The 15,909-nt window shown below is 37.0% G+C and carries 16 protein-coding genes; 3 read left to right on the forward strand and 13 right to left on the reverse strand.

What is annotated here, in order from left to right; all coding sequences use genetic code 11:
• The first annotated feature begins 160 nt into the window (after positions 1 to 160).
• On the forward strand, positions 161 to 460 hold the full coding sequence (locus R2R71_RS09955) for an FtsB family cell division protein (RefSeq protein WP_316831129.1): 300 nt from the start codon (positions 161 to 163) through the stop codon (positions 458 to 460).
• Between the two features lie 49 nt (positions 461 to 509).
• Here the strand turns inward: R2R71_RS09955 and R2R71_RS09960 are convergent, their stop codons facing one another.
• Both R2R71_RS09960 and R2R71_RS09965 read right to left on the reverse strand, forming a co-directional pair.
• Positions 510 to 1,130, reverse strand: coding sequence for a trimeric intracellular cation channel family protein (locus tag R2R71_RS09960; RefSeq protein ID WP_316831130.1), 621 nt, complete (start codon positions 1,128 to 1,130; stop codon positions 510 to 512).
• Positions 1,117 to 3,201 carry a hypothetical protein gene (locus R2R71_RS09965; RefSeq protein ID WP_316831131.1) on the reverse strand — a complete coding sequence of 695 codons (2,085 nt, stop codon included), beginning with the start codon at positions 3,199 to 3,201 and terminating at the stop codon, positions 1,117 to 1,119. Before R2R71_RS09965 ends, R2R71_RS09960 begins: the two co-directional genes overlap by 14 nt.
• Positions 3,202 to 3,380: 179 nt before the next feature.
• Here R2R71_RS09965 and R2R71_RS09970 point away from each other — a divergent pair, with 179 nt between their 5' ends.
• On the forward strand, positions 3,381 to 4,115 hold the full coding sequence (locus tag R2R71_RS09970) for a murein L,D-transpeptidase family protein (RefSeq protein ID WP_316831132.1): 735 nt from the start codon (positions 3,381 to 3,383) through the stop codon (positions 4,113 to 4,115).
• Positions 4,116 to 4,218: 103 nt separating this feature from the next.
• On the opposite strand, the gene fabG is transcribed toward R2R71_RS09970, so the two are convergent.
• From fabG to sucD, 11 genes are all read right to left on the reverse strand, one after another.
• Positions 4,219 to 4,962: a 3-oxoacyl-[acyl-carrier-protein] reductase gene (gene fabG, locus R2R71_RS09975; RefSeq protein WP_316831133.1), complete on the reverse strand. Its 744-nt coding sequence runs from the start codon at positions 4,960 to 4,962 to the stop codon at positions 4,219 to 4,221.
• Between the two features lie 128 nt (positions 4,963 to 5,090).
• Positions 5,091 to 6,167 carry an agmatine deiminase family protein gene (locus R2R71_RS09980; protein ID WP_316831134.1) on the reverse strand — a complete coding sequence of 359 codons (1,077 nt, stop codon included), beginning with the start codon at positions 6,165 to 6,167 and terminating at the stop codon, positions 5,091 to 5,093.
• A gap of 140 nt (positions 6,168 to 6,307) precedes the next feature.
• Complete coding sequence (locus tag R2R71_RS09985; RefSeq protein ID WP_316831135.1) at positions 6,308 to 7,183, reverse strand: carbon-nitrogen hydrolase; 876 nt, start codon at positions 7,181 to 7,183, stop codon at positions 6,308 to 6,310.
• A gap of 675 nt (positions 7,184 to 7,858) precedes the next feature.
• The gene (locus R2R71_RS09990; protein WP_316831136.1) at positions 7,859 to 8,092 is read right to left on the reverse strand and encodes a cysteine-rich CWC family protein; all 234 of its coding nucleotides are present in this window, start codon (positions 8,090 to 8,092) and stop codon (positions 7,859 to 7,861) included.
• Between the two features lie 128 nt (positions 8,093 to 8,220).
• Complete coding sequence (locus R2R71_RS09995) at positions 8,221 to 8,652, reverse strand: hypothetical protein (RefSeq protein ID WP_316831137.1); 432 nt, start codon at positions 8,650 to 8,652, stop codon at positions 8,221 to 8,223.
• A gap of 231 nt (positions 8,653 to 8,883) precedes the next feature.
• Positions 8,884 to 11,268: a ribonucleoside-diphosphate reductase subunit alpha gene (locus R2R71_RS10000; RefSeq protein ID WP_316831138.1), complete on the reverse strand. Its 2,385-nt coding sequence runs from the start codon at positions 11,266 to 11,268 to the stop codon at positions 8,884 to 8,886.
• Between the two features lie 154 nt (positions 11,269 to 11,422).
• Positions 11,423 to 12,394 (reverse strand): ribonucleoside-diphosphate reductase small subunit, encoded by a 972-nt coding sequence (locus R2R71_RS10005; protein ID WP_316831139.1) that lies wholly within the window; start codon positions 12,392 to 12,394, stop codon positions 11,423 to 11,425.
• 453 nt (positions 12,395 to 12,847) lie between these two features.
• Positions 12,848 to 13,228: a septal ring lytic transglycosylase RlpA family protein gene (locus R2R71_RS10010; RefSeq protein ID WP_316831140.1), complete on the reverse strand. Its 381-nt coding sequence runs from the start codon at positions 13,226 to 13,228 to the stop codon at positions 12,848 to 12,850.
• A gap of 219 nt (positions 13,229 to 13,447) precedes the next feature.
• Positions 13,448 to 13,951 (reverse strand): methionine-R-sulfoxide reductase, encoded by a 504-nt coding sequence (locus tag R2R71_RS10015; protein ID WP_316831141.1) that lies wholly within the window; start codon positions 13,949 to 13,951, stop codon positions 13,448 to 13,450.
• Between the two features lie 238 nt (positions 13,952 to 14,189).
• On the reverse strand, positions 14,190 to 14,582 hold the full coding sequence (locus R2R71_RS10020) for a GxxExxY protein (protein WP_316831142.1): 393 nt from the start codon (positions 14,580 to 14,582) through the stop codon (positions 14,190 to 14,192).
• Between the two features lie 171 nt (positions 14,583 to 14,753).
• Complete coding sequence (sucD, locus tag R2R71_RS10025) at positions 14,754 to 15,626, reverse strand: succinate--CoA ligase subunit alpha (RefSeq protein ID WP_090771663.1); 873 nt, start codon at positions 15,624 to 15,626, stop codon at positions 14,754 to 14,756.
• Between sucD and R2R71_RS10030 the strand changes: the two genes are divergently transcribed.
• Positions 15,625 to 15,882, forward strand: a complete 258-nt coding sequence (locus tag R2R71_RS10030; protein ID WP_316831143.1) for a hypothetical protein — start codon at positions 15,625 to 15,627, stop codon at positions 15,880 to 15,882. The genes sucD and R2R71_RS10030 overlap by 2 nt on opposite strands.
• Positions 15,883 to 15,909: the final 27 nt, after the last annotated feature.

Genomic DNA, 15,909 nt, shown 5'->3' on the forward strand with positions numbered 1-15,909 from the left:
CACGGCTAAGAATTGTTAAAAAGTTGAAAAACTTATTTGCAGAACATCCGGAGATTTTAAATCTTCGGATGTTTTTTTATACATTTACGTCATTGCGAGGCACAAAGCAATCTCATCTATAGATTGCTTTGTGCCTCGCAATGACGATTTTCTAAAATTTATGAAACGTTTAATCGACCTTTTCCGCAATAAATATTTCCTGGCAACTGCTGCTTTTGCCGTTTGGATGTTGTTTTTCGATAAAAATGACATGATGTCGCAATACGAATACCGCAGCCAGGCCAATAAATTACAGGAAGAAAAAGAATATTTCGAAAAAGAAACCACTCAGGTAAAGAAAGATTTAAACGAACTAAACACCAATTTAAATACCGCTGAAAAGTTTGCCCGCGAAAAATACTTCATGAAAAAAAATAATGAAGACGTTTTTGTTATTATTCGCGAAGAGAAAAAGGACTAGACCAGAATTGAAAACTATAAGATTCTTACTTTTTTGAACATTGCTGCCCTTAGTATTCAAACTTAGGTAAGGATAACTTAAACTTTACGGCTACAATTCTAACTACAAAAATAAAAGCCACCACTGCAAGCTTTGCGACGACGCTTTCAACATTTATCTGTATCAGCAAATAATAAAGCAATCCTCCTAAAATACAGGCTGAAGCATAAATTTCCCTACGAAAAACCAAAGGAATAGTATTGAGCAGGGTATCTCTGATAATGCCGCCAAAACACCCCGTAATTGTACCTAAAGTGATGCAGATACCTGGGTTTAATCCGAAAGTTATTCCTTTTAATAATCCAACCATTGTAAATAAACCAAGGCCTAAACTATCAAACAGAAAAAGCGTAATTTTCATTTTCTGCACATGTGTTTTAAAAAACATGGTAATCAGTGCTGTAAATAAAATGATGAGACAGGTTTGCATATCCCTCATCCACGCTACGGGTGTGTCTCCGATTAGTAAATCCCTGACCGTACCGCCACCAATTGCGGTTACAAATGCGATAATTAATACACCAAATGGATCTAACTTACGCTGCATAGCAGTAAAAGTACCGGATATAGCGAAGGCGATTGTACCTAGAACCTCAATAACTTCTGAAGTAGAAATATTATAATTCTCCATTGCGCTTGCGTAAAAACCATTCTAACGTAAGCAAAAATAATATCAATCCGAATAACCATTTCAGGTTAATAAGTTCGTTATATTTCCGGTCTTCATAGCTAATGGTTTTTATATTTTCATTCTTAAGAATTTCGTCCGCAATTTTCAGCAAATCTACGGGCATAAAGCGTTTCCCGTTACTTTGTTTAGAAATGGTGTTTAATAACTGATGGTTGGCTGTAGTTTGCTGGTATTCGGCAATTAAAGCATTCACATAAAAACTACCCGATGCGGCAAATTTTTGTCCGCCCAGCGACGTACTGGCGTTGTAGGTATAATTTCCGGCAGGCATTGCACCAGCATCTAGCTGATAAGCATTTTCCGTTTTAGAAAAAACATAATTAAATATCTTTCCCAACTCGTTTTTCACCTGCAGATTAACTTCGGGTTCATTTACAGGCTGATAACTTTCATTATACAATGTTCCGTTAAACTGAATGGATTCATTTTCATCGTACGCAGCTTTAGAAGTAAAGATTTTAAATCGCCGTTTATCATCTTTTACAGCCAGATACTGAACTGTTTTCGACACCAAATCATTTAACGCCGACTGTTCGTTTTCATTTTCAGCTTCTGATAATCGCCAGCGCCATAAACCCTCGCCCATCAAATAACCGGCTTTTAAACCATTTTCATTTGTAAAAAAAAGTAATGGCTGTTGCGTACTTATTTTGCCTATACGCTGATTAAATACCGGTGTTACACTTGCATTAACGCTTAACCTGCCAAAGGGTGAAAGCAAAGGATCGAAAGTGTAGAATTGTTTTTTGTCTTCCTCGGATAAATTAAAATTTGTAAAACCATTCGCAAACTCGGGATAAACCTCCTGAACAGAAGTATTTGAAGAGGCTAGATTAACCTGATTCTGAATTTGGTTGAAGGCACTTATATTACTCTGCGCACCCAAAATGTACCAGATGGGCTTTTTAATCGCCGTTAATCGCTGTAAAAATGGAGCTGAAATACTTTGAGCATCAGGCAGCTGATACAGAACAATTAAATCAAATTTCGATGGGTCAGTAGCAGCTAAGTCATCTGCCAGCGCAATCTTTGCTTCGTAATGCTTGTTTAATGCTATCGCATCTTTTAAAACGCCCAAATCAGGATGCGTTGCAGCTGAAGCCAGCAACACTTTTTGTCTTCCATCAATTACTTCAACATAAAAAGTTTGTGAATTATTTCTCGTGGTAATTTCATTTTGAAGCGTACTTAATTGTACGGTGTATTTCTGAACACCAGTTTTACCTGCATGTAACTTTAACGGAATCGTTTTAATAAAAGCGTTACCGGAAATGGCAATGCTTTTCTGTTGCACTTTTGAACCGTTCTGGTTAACGGTAAGTGTTGTATTTTCTTTGTCGCTCTGAAATGCCTGTACCTGAATTTCGACAGTAAAATCATCATCCAGGTAAACAATATTATTATAATTAACATTCGAAATTAAAACATCACGTTTTGGTATGCTATCACCTAAGGCTACGGTATAAACGGGCGAATTAATCTGATTAATACTGTATAATGGATTTCCTCCCCTATTGAAAATTCCATCAGTTGCAAGAACAATTGCCCCGATATTCCTATTGGTATATTCATCCCTTATTTTTTGAAAAAGAGCTGTTCCATCTGTTAATTTTCCCTGTTTGCTAAAATCAAAACCATCAGCAACAGAATCGCCAAAATTATAAACTTTTACCTCATACTTACTTGATAACTTATCCTGTAGCGACTTAAGATTTCGTTCATAAAGTTTCTCATCGAAACCGGGAGCTTTGACCTGATTTACCGAAAGCGAATTGTCCTGGCCGATGATAATTATCGGCTTATCTAAAGTGTAATTTAGTGTTTTAATTAGAGGGGCAAAAATTAGCCAGGCGATAGCGGTAATGGCAAATATTCTGATTGTAGCTAAACCATATTGATACTTTTTATCGAGATTTTTGTTTCCACGATACAGCACCCAGGCATACAAGACACCTAACGAAAGGCAGGCAAAAAAATATAATATCGAAGTACCATCAAAAAAGCCATTCATATTTTATAAAGATGCTAATTTTGTGTTTAACCGCAAAGAGCGGCAAGAATTATGCGAACCATCTTTTTTTTGTCACGGTATGTTGAATCCACGGAAAAAATATTTTTTAGTTCTATGCAAATCCTTGCTTCCATATCAAACTAAACATTAAATCACTAGCTTTATACAAAGCAAATTTTATGAAATTTATCTTTTTAACCTTTCTACTATCCATCAGTATAATGGCAAATGCCCAAAATAATTTCAAAGCAACACAAATTAAATTCGACAGGGTGGCGAAAGCTTATGACGAAAAATGGGAAACCTTAGAAAAATTTGTAAAAGCTGGTGGCTATGGCGATAGCTTTTCGATGCTAATTAATGCTTACAAGGCCGAAGGAAAATTAGAAATCTGGCTAAAGGCTAAAACTGAAAAAACCTATTCGCTATTCAGAACATACGACTTTTGTGCACATTCGGGTACCTTGGGACCAAAAGTAATTGAGGGCGACGGACAAACCCCCGAAGGTTTTTATTATATCAATGTTTTCAACCCGATGAGCAGCTTTCATCTTTCACTAGGTGTTAACTATCCTAATTCTGTTGATTATGCCAGAACAGGAACAGATAGAAAAACAGGTGGCGATATTTACATACATGGCAATTGTGTAACGGTTGGTTGCATCCCGCTAACAGATGACAAGATTAAGGAAGTTTATGTGTTGGCTGTTGAAGCGAAGAATAATGGACAGGATAAAATTCCAGTCAATATCTATCCCTTTAAAATGACGGATGTGAACCTGAAAAAATATGCGATTCAATATCCGGCTCAGTTGAATTTCTGGAAAACCTTACAAACTGGATATCTTGATTTCGAGAAAAATAAGAAACAACAGGCTTTTGAAGAAGTTAAGGGAAAATATATTGTGAGATAGTTTGAATGGTTGCAACATTGAGAAGGAAGAATGTTAAAGCTTGGAATATTGCAATGCGCTAAAAACGAAACATTGCAACATTCCAACCTTTCATCTTAACTTTCTACAGCATTCCACCGCAAACCGATAACGTTTGTCCGGTTACGTAAGCGCTCATATCCGAAGCTAAGAATACGCAAACATTCGCGATATCTTCTGTTTCACCTGCACGTTTCAATGGAATATCTTTCTCCCAGCCTGCAACAACAGCAGGATCTAAAACGTCGGTCATTTCGGTACGAATAAAACCTGGTGCAACCACGTTAGCACGAATATTTCTCGAGCCTAATTCTTTAGCTACAGATTTTGTGAAACCGATAATTCCGGCTTTTGAAGCTGCATAATTAGCCTGACCAGCATTTCCTTGAACACCTACAACTGAACTCATATTAATAAAAACACCTTTACGGGCTTTCATCATTACTTTAGATGCTGCTTTGGTTACATTAAAGATAGATTTTAAGTTGATGTTGATTACATCATCCCAGTTCTCTTCGCTCATGCGCATTAACAGTCCGTCTTTAGTAATACCAGCATTATTTACCACAATATCAATCGTACCAAACTCGGCAACAATATCATTAATTAATTGTTCTGCCTGGTCAAATTTAGAAGCATCAGAACGGTAACCTTTAACCTTAGTACCAAAGCTTTGTAATTCTTGCTCTAGAGCTTCTCCTTTTTCTACTGATGATAAATAGGTGAATGCCACATTAGCACCTTGCTCTGCAAATTTTTCAGCTATTTTACGACCAATTCCTTTTGATGCGCCTGTAACTAATGCTGTTTTTCCTTCTAATAATTTCATTATGAAATGTTGTAAAGTTGAAATGTTTAATGTTGTAAAGTTAACAACTCCTTCAAAGATATTGTTAAATTGTTTAATTGCTAAATTGTTGATTGGATTTTAGACCGACAAGCTCAGGATGATATAAGTTAAATAGCTGGCTCCTGCTGACTTAAGCAATGAAAACTTCCCAATCCCCAGATAATATCAACCGAATTGATGCCTACTACCTTACGGTCAGGGAAACAACCCTGAATAATATCCAAAGCTTTTTGGTCGTTCACATCATCAAAAACCGGAACAATTACGGCCGAATTGGCAATGTAAAAATTAGCGTAAGAAGCTGGTAAACGGGTGTCATCGTAAATTACCGGTAAAGGCATAGGCAACTCCACAATATTTAAGGTCCGGCCATCTTTCAGTTTCATCGCTTTTAAGGCTTCCAGGTTCTCTTGTAACAATACATAGTTTTCATCCAGGGGATTACTTTCTACTACCGTTAAAACAGTGTCTTCGTTTACAAAACGGGTGATATCATCAATATGCCCATCAGTATCATCACCAACAATCCCGTCGCCTAACCACAATACTTGTTCCTGTCCGTAATATTCAAGCAGGTATTTTTCGATCTGCTCTTTGGTTAAATGCGGATTTCTATTTTCGTTAAGCAGGCAAGCCGTGGTTGTTAAAATTGTTCCCGCACCATTAAACTCTACCGAACCACCTTCCATTACAATATCAGGTGTAAATAACGGTAAATTAAAATGTTTAGCAATTTTGGTGGGTACAACGTCATCCAGATCAAAAGGCGGATATTTGCCACCCCAGGCATTGTAACCCCAATCTACCACAGCCTTTTCATTTTCCTTTAGTACAAAGGCAGGCCCATGGTCACGGCACCAGGCATCGTTGGTTTCGTTGAAATAAAATTCAATCTGCGATAAATCTGCATCTACTTTTGTCAATTCATTAATAGCAAAAGCTTTCATCTCTTCGTCACGAACATTAATCCGGACTTTCTCACCTTCAGCTACAATTTTAATAAACTCGCAATAAGGCTTATAAATAGCTTCTATTTTGCCGGGCCAGCTCGCTTCTTTATGCGGCCAGCTTAACCAGGTTGCCTCGTGCTTTGCCCATTCAGCCGGAAAAGAGTAACCTTGTTGCTTTGGAGCGTAATCGAATTGATTGATATTTAAATCTTCTCTGGGAGGGAAATTTGACATTTTTTTATTGTTAATGCTAACATATATGTACTCCGTCATTGCGAGGCACGAAGCAATCTTACTCCATTAATAAAAAGAGATTGCTTCGTGCCTCGCAATGACGATAACTAATTTTATACTTTGGTCTTTAAGCTTTCAGCCTAATCCCCATCAATATATCTTTTTGTAATCGGCTGATAAGAATCTATTCTTCTATCCCTCAAAAATGGCCAGTGTTTACGCATAAAATCGCTTTGGTCTAAATCAAGTTCAACTACTTCCGTTTCCTCCTTATCGTGCGAAGCTAAATAAAGCAATTTACCCTGTGCATTGGTTGCGAAACTGCCACCCCAGAATTTCATGGCGCCATCCTGTTCAAAACCAACACGGTTAACGCTTACTACTGGTACGCCATTTGCAACGGAGTGCGAACGTTGTATCGTTTGCCAGGCATTATATTGGTCTTTATTGGTTTCTTCATCCTGATCTGTTGCCCATCCTATTGCAGTTGGATAGAACATGATATCTGCACCCATTAAAGCTGTAATACGTGAAGCTTCAGGATACCACTGGTCCCAGCAAATTAAGATGCCAATTTTCGCAAATTTCGTTTCGAAAACTTTGTAGCCTAAATCCCCTGGAGTGAAGTAAAATTTCTCGTAAAATGCGGGATCGTCTGGAATGTGCATTTTGCGGTATTTACCTAAGTAAGTACCATCAGCATCTAAAACTGCAGTAGTATTGTGATATAAGCCCTCTGCACGTTTTTCAAATAAAGAGGCGATAATTACAACCCCCAATTCCTTCGCCACAAGCTGTAAGGCATCTGTTGATGGACCTGGAATAGCTTCGGCTAAATCAAAATTATCGTAATCTTCAACATCGCAAAAATATAAGGATGTAAAAAGCTCCTGTAAACAAACAATCTGAGCGCCCTTTGCAGCAGCCTCACGTACCTTTACAATTGCTTTATCTAAATTTTCCTGCTTATCTTTAGTACAGCTCATCTGCACTAAGCCAACGTTTACTTTCTTCATGTTTATAGAAATGATAGAATGACCGATTTATTGAATAACAGCATGCTTGTTAGAAAACATTCAATCACTTAAAATTCACCCATTCAAAATTTTCGTCAAAGTTACTATTTTGTTTAAAAGTAGAACGGCATAATTTTGTAATTGTTTTTTGAAAAGCAAAGACATTGGTTCTGATTATTGTTAGTCGGGCTATCCGTTATAGCTCTTGCTTCCCTTCGGCTACACTCAGGGCAATAGCAAGAGGCTGCCACTCCTATCCCGTTTAAAGGGATAGGCTTTTACTGCTATTCAGAGCTGCAGAATTGTATAGATTTTGGCTAAAGCCTATTGAATTTCTTACATCTTCAGGCAGCTGAGGCAGCCTTCAATAAATAAAGAATGGGCAGGTTGCGTTTATTTCTTGCCAAGAATTACCAAAAATTGTTGTTTAAACCCGACAGTAGTGAAAATCCTTTAAAAAAAGTACCAGCCCTAAATAATCTGTCATTCCGAGGAACGAGGAATCTGCAACCGATGAAACAGATGCATGCCTCAGCACAACAGACGATGTTTTTTAAAGATTGCAGCAAATGGCGGGACTGAAAGTAACCCAAAAGCACAAGAACTTGCTTTTCAAGTTTTTATTTAAAGAACTTAGACGTGCTTCGACAAGCTCAGCATGACAAGCGACAAATTTTAAACCCCAATTTCTTCCCGATACTCTTGTTGCAATTCGAAAAGACATTTTGCACATAAACAACCATCGTACAGTTCGGAAATATATTGTACTTCATTAATACTCAGCTGCACTACGCTGCACTGACACTTGGTATAAGAATTTGCCTTGCATTCTATAGCCGTTCCGCATCTTTCACAGGGAATGATTTCGTGTTTGCTATGTTTTTGATTGTTCATTGGTTCAGTGGTCATAAGTTCAGTGGTTTTTGGTGCATTAAAAACTAATGAACTATTGAACTAACACAAAAATAAGGACAAAAAATAAGGTTTTTAGCGTTTGCCCAAAACCTTACATTAACATTGCCTAAAATTTGAAATCGCTACTGCAATAACATCACAGCATAATAATAGCCCACCTGAGAAGAAACTAATGAAACGTATTTTATTTGCTGGGGAGAAACCTCCGTAAGAATATACTTAACGCCTTTAATGGTAATTTCTGATTTCGTGATATCGTAAGAGCCCATTTCTATTTTATTTTCTTTAGCATCACATTTTTCAGTACCATTATCAATTTTCATTGTACCATCTATACAAAAAGAATAAACATCATCTTTTTCGCACTCTAACGGCAAGAAGTATATGTTAAGCAAAGGATTTGAACCTGGATTTTTATCTACTGCTGCCCTTTTCCAGGTTCGCTTAGTGAGATAATCTAAAGCTCCATTCTCCTCTATTTCATGCTTTTTACAATTCGAAAGAAGTACGATAACAGAAATGAAAATCAATATCAGAATTGGCTTCCTTTTCATAGGTTTGATGAGCGAACGATGGTTAAGCATTACAACTATATAAACTATTAGATTTTAAACAACAATTATAAAAAATAAGGTTTTGAGTGTTTGCCCAAAACCTTACGATATTATTAGATTCGTCACTCTGAACTTGTTTCAGTGTCCATTTTATTGAGATGTTGAAATAAATTCAGCATGACGAGTGTATTAAGATTGCTTCGTCCCTCACAATGATGGCAAGGGTTCAGCTTATCCCGAACAGCTAATGCAACCTTCTTCCATTGTACACACTGGTCCGTCAATGATTTCTTCTGCAACCTGATCTTGAGTCATTTCAGCAGGAATAACTGCTTCAATGGCTTTACCACCCTGGTTTTCAACTGTAAATTTAACTGCTTGCGATGCTGCCTGTGTACGTAAGTAATACATACCGGTTTTCAATCCTTTCTCCCATGCGTAGAAATGCATTGAAGTTAATTTTGAAGTATTTGGTGCATTTACGAACAAGTTTAACGATTGCGACTGGCAAATGTATGCGCCACGGTCGGCAGCCATATCGATGATGTTACGCATTTTGATCTCCCAAACCGTTTTGTATAATTCCTTAATGTAATCAGGAATTTCAGGAATAGCCTGGATTGAACCGTTAGCCAATATGATTTGGTTTTTCATATCGTTGTTCCATAAGCCTAAGGCTACTAAATCTTTCAATAAATGTTTGTTTACCACTACAAACTCGCCACTTAATACACGACGGGTATAGATGTTTGAAGTATATGGCTCAAAACACTCATTGTTACCTAAGATTTGTGAAGTAGATGCTGTAGGCATTGGCGCAACTAATAATGAGTTGTATACACCATCTTTAACTACTTTTTTACGTAAGGCATTCCAATCCCAACGACCGCTGTCTGGTGTTACATTCCATAAATCGAACTGGAATTTACCTTTCGATAATGGCGAACCTTTGAAAGTTTCATAAGCACCATGTTTAACTGCTAAATCATGTGATGCAGTCATCGAAGCAAAGTAAATTGTTTCGAAGATATCTTTATTTAAGCGTTTTGCCTCGTCACTTTCAAATGGTAAACGCATTAAAATAAAAGCATCAGCTAAACCTTGTACACCTAATCCAACCGGACGGTGACGCATGTTTGAGTTTTCTGCTTCCTGAACAGGGTAATAGTTGTGGTCGATGATTTTATTCAGGTTTAAAGTAGCCTGATAAGTAACATCATATAGTTTTTGGTGGTCGAAAGCACCATTGATTACAAAACGAGGTAAAGCTAACGATGCTAAATTACAAACGGCAACTTCATCTTTAGAGGTGTACTCGATAATCTCGGTACATAAGTTAGAAGACTTAATTGTACCTAAATTCTGTTGGTTCGATTTGCTGTTCGCTGCATCTTTAAACAACATGTATGGTGTACCGGTTTCAATCTGCGAATCTAAAATTGCAAACCAAAGTTCCTGTGCTTTGATTGTTTTACGGCCACGTCCTTCAGCTTCATATTTAGTATATAAATCTTCGAATTCCTTACCGAAACAATCTGCTAAACCTGGTGCTTCGTGCGGGCAGAATAATGTCCAGTCACCGTTATCTTTAACACGTTGCATAAACAAATCGTTTATCCAAAGGGCATAGAATAAATCGCGGGCACGCATTTCTTCTTTACCGTGGTTTTTACGTAAATCTAAGAACTCAAAAACATCTGCATGCCAAGGCTCTAAATAAATAGCGAAAGCACCTTTACGTTTACCTCCGCCCTGGTCTACATAACGGGCAGTATCGTTAAATACACGTAACATTGGAATAATACCGTTACTTGTACCGTTTGTACCACCAATATAAGAACCCGTTGCACGGATGTTGTGAATGCTTAAACCAATACCACCAGCACTTTGTGAAATTTTAGCGGTTTGTTTTAAAGTATCATAAATACCTTCAATGCTATCATCCTGCATGGTTAACAAGAAGCATGATGACATTTGAGGTTTTGGTGTAGCCGCATTGAATAATGTTGGTGTAGCATGTGTAAACCAACGCTCACTCATTAAGTTATACGTTTTGATTGCACTTTCGATATCTTCTTTGTGGATACCAACAGAAACACGCATAAATAGATGCTGAGGACGCTCAACAATCTTATTATTAACTTTTAAAAGGTAAGATTTCTCTAAAGTTTTAAAACCGAAATAATCGAAACCAAAATCGCGGTCGTAAATAATAGAGCTATCTAAAATTTCTGCATTTTTTTCAATAATCTCATAAACATCATCAGCGATAAGCGGGGCTGCTTTCTGCGCTTTCGGGTCGAAATATTCGTACAACATTTTCATCGTACCCGAGAATGATTTTGTAGTGTTTTTATGCAAGTTAGATACCGCGATACGTGAAGCTAACAAGGCATAATCAGGGTGTTTTGTAGTTAACGATGCAGCGGTTTCTGCGGCAAGGTTATCTAACTCCGAAGTAGTTACACCATCATATAAACCTTCAATTACCTTCTTGGCAACATCGATAGGGTCTACAAGGTCTGCATTTAAACCATAGCATAGTTTTTGAATACGAGCCGTGATTTTGTCAAATTGTACCGCTTCTCTGCGGCCATCTCTTTTTAGTACGAACATAATTTATGAGATTTAATTTTAGTATCTAGTAATGAGTATCAAGTATCAAGACTTGCTAATCACATTTATAATTTTGTTTTTTTAGTATCAAGTAGTGAGTATTAAGTATCAAAAACTTGAGCTTTCTGCTTTAGTCTTTTTACTTTAAACTTTCCTAAAAATCTTCATCAAGTGAAAACGCCTGCGCTTTATTATCAGCAGCGGTTAATACACCACTTTTTTGATAATCGCCTACACGTTTCTCGAAGAAATTCGTTTTACCCTGCAACGAAATCATTTCCATGAAATCGAATGGGTTGGTTGCATTATAGATTTTTTTATAGCCTAACTCCTGTAACCATCTGTCAGCAACAAATTCGATATACTGGCTCATTAATTTTGCATTCATACCAATCAGGGCAACTGGTAAGGCATCAGTAACAAATTCTTTTTCAATCTCTACAGCATCGCTGATGATTGAATGTACTTGCTCTTCGCTTAATTTATTGCTTAACATACTGTATAATAAGCAGGCGAATTCGCAGTGAGAACCTTCATCTCTTGAAATTAATTCATTACTGAATGTTAAACCTGGCATTAAACCACGTTTCTTTAACCAAAAGATCGAGCAGAAACTTCCGCTGAAGAAAATACCTTCAACCGCGGCAAAAGCAACTAAACGCTCAGCAAAAGTTCCGTTATCAATCCATCGTAAAGCCCATTCAGCTTTTCTTTTTACTGCCGGAACAGTATCAATAGCATGGAACAAACGGTCTTTTTCTTCCGGATCTTTAATATAAGTATCAATTAATAAGGCATAAGTTTCAGCATGGATATTTTCCATCATAATCTGAAATCCATAAAAACAACGTGCTTCTGGCAACTGCACTTCACTCATGAAGTTAACAGCTAGATTTTCATTCACAATACCATCACTGGCAGAGAAAAAAGCAAGAATGTGAGAGATAAAATGTCTTTCTCCATCATTCAGGTTATCCCAGTGTTTCTGGTCATCAGAAAGGTCGATTTCTTCTGCAGTCCAGAAACTAGCTTCAGTCTTTTTATACATCTCCCATATTTTTGGATATTTAATGGGTAAAAGCACGAATCTGTCCTTGTTTTCTTGTAGTAATAATTCCTGTTCCATACGCTGATATTTTTTTACTTCATTTTAAATAGAGCCGACAAAACCACGCATCCATCAATTTTATATGATGATTGAAATGTCTTTTATCAAAACTCTTATTGTGAAAGTGCTAACCCCGGCTACAGACAAACAACTGAGTTTTTAGTTAGGAAAATTTAAATTAACAATCAGAGAGATGTACGTATAAATTACTAAAAACTAAGCTTTTATATTTGTTTTCTGGCGCAAGAAGTTAAAGAACTTTGTTATAACAAATATATATACCGGGGCTGTTTTTAGTGAACCAAAGTTGTTAACACTGCCTTGAAAGTGGTGGAGAAAACCATCAGCTAAATATCATTTTCAAGCGAAAAAAAAGCTAATCATTTAATTTAAAGCGCTTAGCGAACAAAAAAGAGTGTTAATAACTTAAATTGAAGAGAAAAATAAGCCTAAAAATCTACCTAATTAATACTACTCTACTGTGTAACTTAAATTAACGCGAGCGATGCCCTTACGGTAGATTCCGATTTGTTTTGCAGCGCTTTCCGATAAATCAATTGCTAGTTTTTTTGAAAATGGACCTCTATCGTTTACCTTAACCACTACCGACTTACCGTTTGCCGGATTAGTTACCGTAACCATTGTTCCGAAGGGTAAGGTTCGATGTGCTGCTGTTAATTTTTTCGCTCTGTATTTTGCGCCGCTGGTGGTTCTGCGGCCTTCGAATTTTCTGTGATAATAAGTTGCAAGAACTGTTTTTTTTACGCTGTCTGCTTCATTTGTTGAATCAGTATTTTGTGCTTTACCTTGTAAAAACAGGAAACAAAAACTTAATAACAGAAAATATTTCATAGGCAAAATTTCTTTATCGAGCCTGCAAATATAAGCATTTAGTTTATAATCAATAAATTGTGGAAAAGTCGATGGTCCAAAGCATGAAGTCTGATGATTAAAAACACCAAATCAACAGGGTAAAACAAGTACGTTTTTTAACGACAAATTAGAGCTGAGCATACAAAAAAGGCGTACAACTACTGCTGTACGCCTCTACCTAACCCAACTAAATCTACCTTATTTTTTATCCGGCACGAAATTCATGGAGATTGAATTCACACAGTGACGGGTGTCTTTATTGGTAAATCCTTCTCCTAAAAATACGTGTCCTAAATGTGCTCCGCAATTAGCACAAACAATCTCTGTACGCGAACCATCTGCATCAGGAATACGTTTTACAGCGCCCTTAATTTCATCATCGAAAGCTGGCCAGCCACAGTGTGCATCAAACTTACTTTCTGAGCGGTATAAAGCGGCGTTACAACGTTTACAGGTATAAGTTCCTTTATCAGTTGTATGCTCATATTTTCCTGTACCAGGATATTCAGTGCCCTTATGCACAATTACTCTTTCTTCTTCGGGTGTTAACGGATTCCAGTTCATCTTATTCTTTGGTGATATTTTTTCAGTAGCAGCCGCTTGTTTTACAGGCTCTTTAGCTTGTTTTTGTGCACAAGCCGAAAGCCCTGCAGTTAAAACAACAGCCGAAATCAAAAATAGTTTATTTAACATCGTTTTCATATAACAATATACGGTGTAGATTTGATTTTGGTTTGCCGGTTTAATGGTTTGGATTAGTGTTTACAGAGAAATGATAATTGGGAGTAGTATTGCCACGGAAACACAGAAGACCAGGAATTTGATTTATAGAATAACAAGTTTGATTTACAATGTCGAATTACCCTGAAGTTTAAAACAAAATCCACTTTGCATTTAGCAAAATAAGTTGCCACGGAAACCAGAAGACACGGAATTTGATTTATAGAATAACACGTCGAATTTCTAAAGTTGGTTTACCGAAGTTTAAAACCAAACCAACTTTGCATTCTGAGCATTTTAAATAATTTATTGTTTGCGCCAGATCTTCGTTAGCGATTCCACTTTTAGATTTGACTTCTAGTATTATAGCATCAAAAATTATAAAATCTGCATAAAAACTATGTGGGAGCAGAACATCTCTATAGAAGACAGGATTATACCTTTCTCTTTCGAAGAAGCATCCTCTACTTTCAAATTCAATACATAACGCATCTTTGTAAACAATTTCTAAGAAACCACAGCCCAGATCTTTATGAACTCCGATTGCTGCATTAATAATTAAATCCGTATCATTTTTATAGGGAAGATTATCTTGTCTTATTTGATAATCCATATAGAAAATTTTAAACTAATCTAATCAAAATCTCAAAATTCCTCCCCTTTTTTCCGTTCTCTCTGTGTTTCCGTGGCAAGAAAAATATAGCGTTATGTTTCCGTAGCCACAAACAAAAAAAAGCGTTCCGAACTTAATCGAAACGCTTTCATTTATGTAAATTTTAAAATCTTACTTTGCTAATTCTTCTGCCATAGCAGCACCAATTTCAGCTGGGCTTTCCACAACGCGGATACCGCACTCAGCCATAATTTTCATTTTAGCCGCAGCAGTATCATCAGCACCACCTACAATTGCACCTGCGTGGCCCATTCTACGTCCCGGAGGCGCAGTTTGACCAGCGATGAAACCAACAACAGGTTTAGTACCATGTTCTTTAATCCAACGGGCAGCTTCAGCTTCCATTCCACCACCAATTTCACCAATCATGATGATACCGTGAGTTTCAGGATCGTTCATTAATAATTTAACCGCTTCAACAGTTGGTGTACCAATAATTGGATCACCACCGATGCCGATTGCAGTTGTAATACCTAAACCAGCTTTAACAACCTGATCTACGGCTTCATAAGTTAAAGTCCCTGATTTAGAAACCACACCAACATTACCTTTTTTGAAGATAAAACCTGGCATAATACCAATTTTAGCCTCATCAGCAGTAATAATACCTGGGCAGTTCGGGCCAATTAAAGTTACATCACGGTCAGAGATATATTCTTTAACCTGAATCATATCTTTAGTTGGAATACCTTCAGTAATACAAACAATTACCTTAATACCACCTTCAGCAGCTTCCATAATCGCATCAGCAGCAAAAGCCGGTGGAACGAAAATGATCGATACATTAGCTCCTGTTTTATCAACAGCATCTTTAACAGTATTAAAAACAGGCTTATCTAAATGTAATTGCCCACCTTTGCCAGGCGTTACACCACCAACTACGTTTGTACCATACGCTAACATCTGTTCTGCGTGGTAAGTCCCTTCGTTTCCGGTAAAACCCTGAACGATAACCTTAGAATCTTTATTTACTAAAACGCTCATGTATCAATTTTTTTTGTGCAAATCTAATATTATTGAGTGGAAAGTCAAACCTAAAAGCATATTATTTACGGCCTTTTTTCAGGAAAATGTAAGGATTTCATTTATGGAAACTTTAGCCCTGCTTTACACTTCAATCTTTTTGCAAACCCATAAGGTTTTAAAACCTTATGGGTTTAATCAAAAAGTATTTCCGTTTCAATCAGGTTTAGTTAACAAAGTTGATACGCCTTTGGCAACAGCCAAACAAAAGGCCTAAATTTATTGGTGAGCTAAAAGCTGAAAG

Source organism: Pedobacter aquatilis (assembly GCF_032678405.1).
GTDB lineage: Bacteria > Bacteroidota > Bacteroidia > Sphingobacteriales > Sphingobacteriaceae > Pedobacter > Pedobacter aquatilis_A.

Excerpts from the sequence above, each read along its gene's own strand:
- R2R71_RS09955 (WP_316831129.1), top strand. The coding sequence starts at position 161 with ATGAAACGTTTAATCGACCTTTTCCGCAATAAATATTTCCTGGCAACT.
- R2R71_RS09960 (WP_316831130.1), bottom strand. The coding sequence starts at position 1,130 with ATGGAGAATTATAATATTTCTACTTCAGAAGTTATTGAGGTTCTAGGT.
- R2R71_RS09965 (WP_316831131.1), bottom strand. The coding sequence starts at position 3,201 with ATGAATGGCTTTTTTGATGGTACTTCGATATTATATTTTTTTGCCTGC.
- R2R71_RS09970 (WP_316831132.1), top strand. The coding sequence starts at position 3,381 with ATGAAATTTATCTTTTTAACCTTTCTACTATCCATCAGTATAATGGCA.
- fabG (WP_316831133.1), bottom strand. The coding sequence starts at position 4,962 with ATGAAATTATTAGAAGGAAAAACAGCATTAGTTACAGGCGCATCAAAA.
- R2R71_RS09980 (WP_316831134.1), bottom strand. The coding sequence starts at position 6,167 with ATGTCAAATTTCCCTCCCAGAGAAGATTTAAATATCAATCAATTCGAT.
- R2R71_RS09985 (WP_316831135.1), bottom strand. The coding sequence starts at position 7,183 with ATGAAGAAAGTAAACGTTGGCTTAGTGCAGATGAGCTGTACTAAAGAT.
- R2R71_RS09990 (WP_316831136.1), bottom strand. The coding sequence starts at position 8,092 with ATGACCACTGAACCAATGAACAATCAAAAACATAGCAAACACGAAATC.
- R2R71_RS09995 (WP_316831137.1), bottom strand. The coding sequence starts at position 8,652 with ATGAAAAGGAAGCCAATTCTGATATTGATTTTCATTTCTGTTATCGTA.
- R2R71_RS10000 (WP_316831138.1), bottom strand. The coding sequence starts at position 11,268 with ATGTTCGTACTAAAAAGAGATGGCCGCAGAGAAGCGGTACAATTTGAC.
- R2R71_RS10005 (WP_316831139.1), bottom strand. The coding sequence starts at position 12,394 with ATGGAACAGGAATTATTACTACAAGAAAACAAGGACAGATTCGTGCTT.
- R2R71_RS10010 (WP_316831140.1), bottom strand. The coding sequence starts at position 13,228 with ATGAAATATTTTCTGTTATTAAGTTTTTGTTTCCTGTTTTTACAAGGT.
- R2R71_RS10015 (WP_316831141.1), bottom strand. The coding sequence starts at position 13,951 with ATGAAAACGATGTTAAATAAACTATTTTTGATTTCGGCTGTTGTTTTA.
- R2R71_RS10020 (WP_316831142.1), bottom strand. The coding sequence starts at position 14,582 with ATGGATTATCAAATAAGACAAGATAATCTTCCCTATAAAAATGATACG.
- R2R71_RS10030 (WP_316831143.1), top strand. The coding sequence starts at position 15,625 with ATGTATCAATTTTTTTTGTGCAAATCTAATATTATTGAGTGGAAAGTC.
- sucD (WP_090771663.1), bottom strand. The coding sequence starts at position 15,626 with ATGAGCGTTTTAGTAAATAAAGATTCTAAGGTTATCGTTCAGGGTTTT.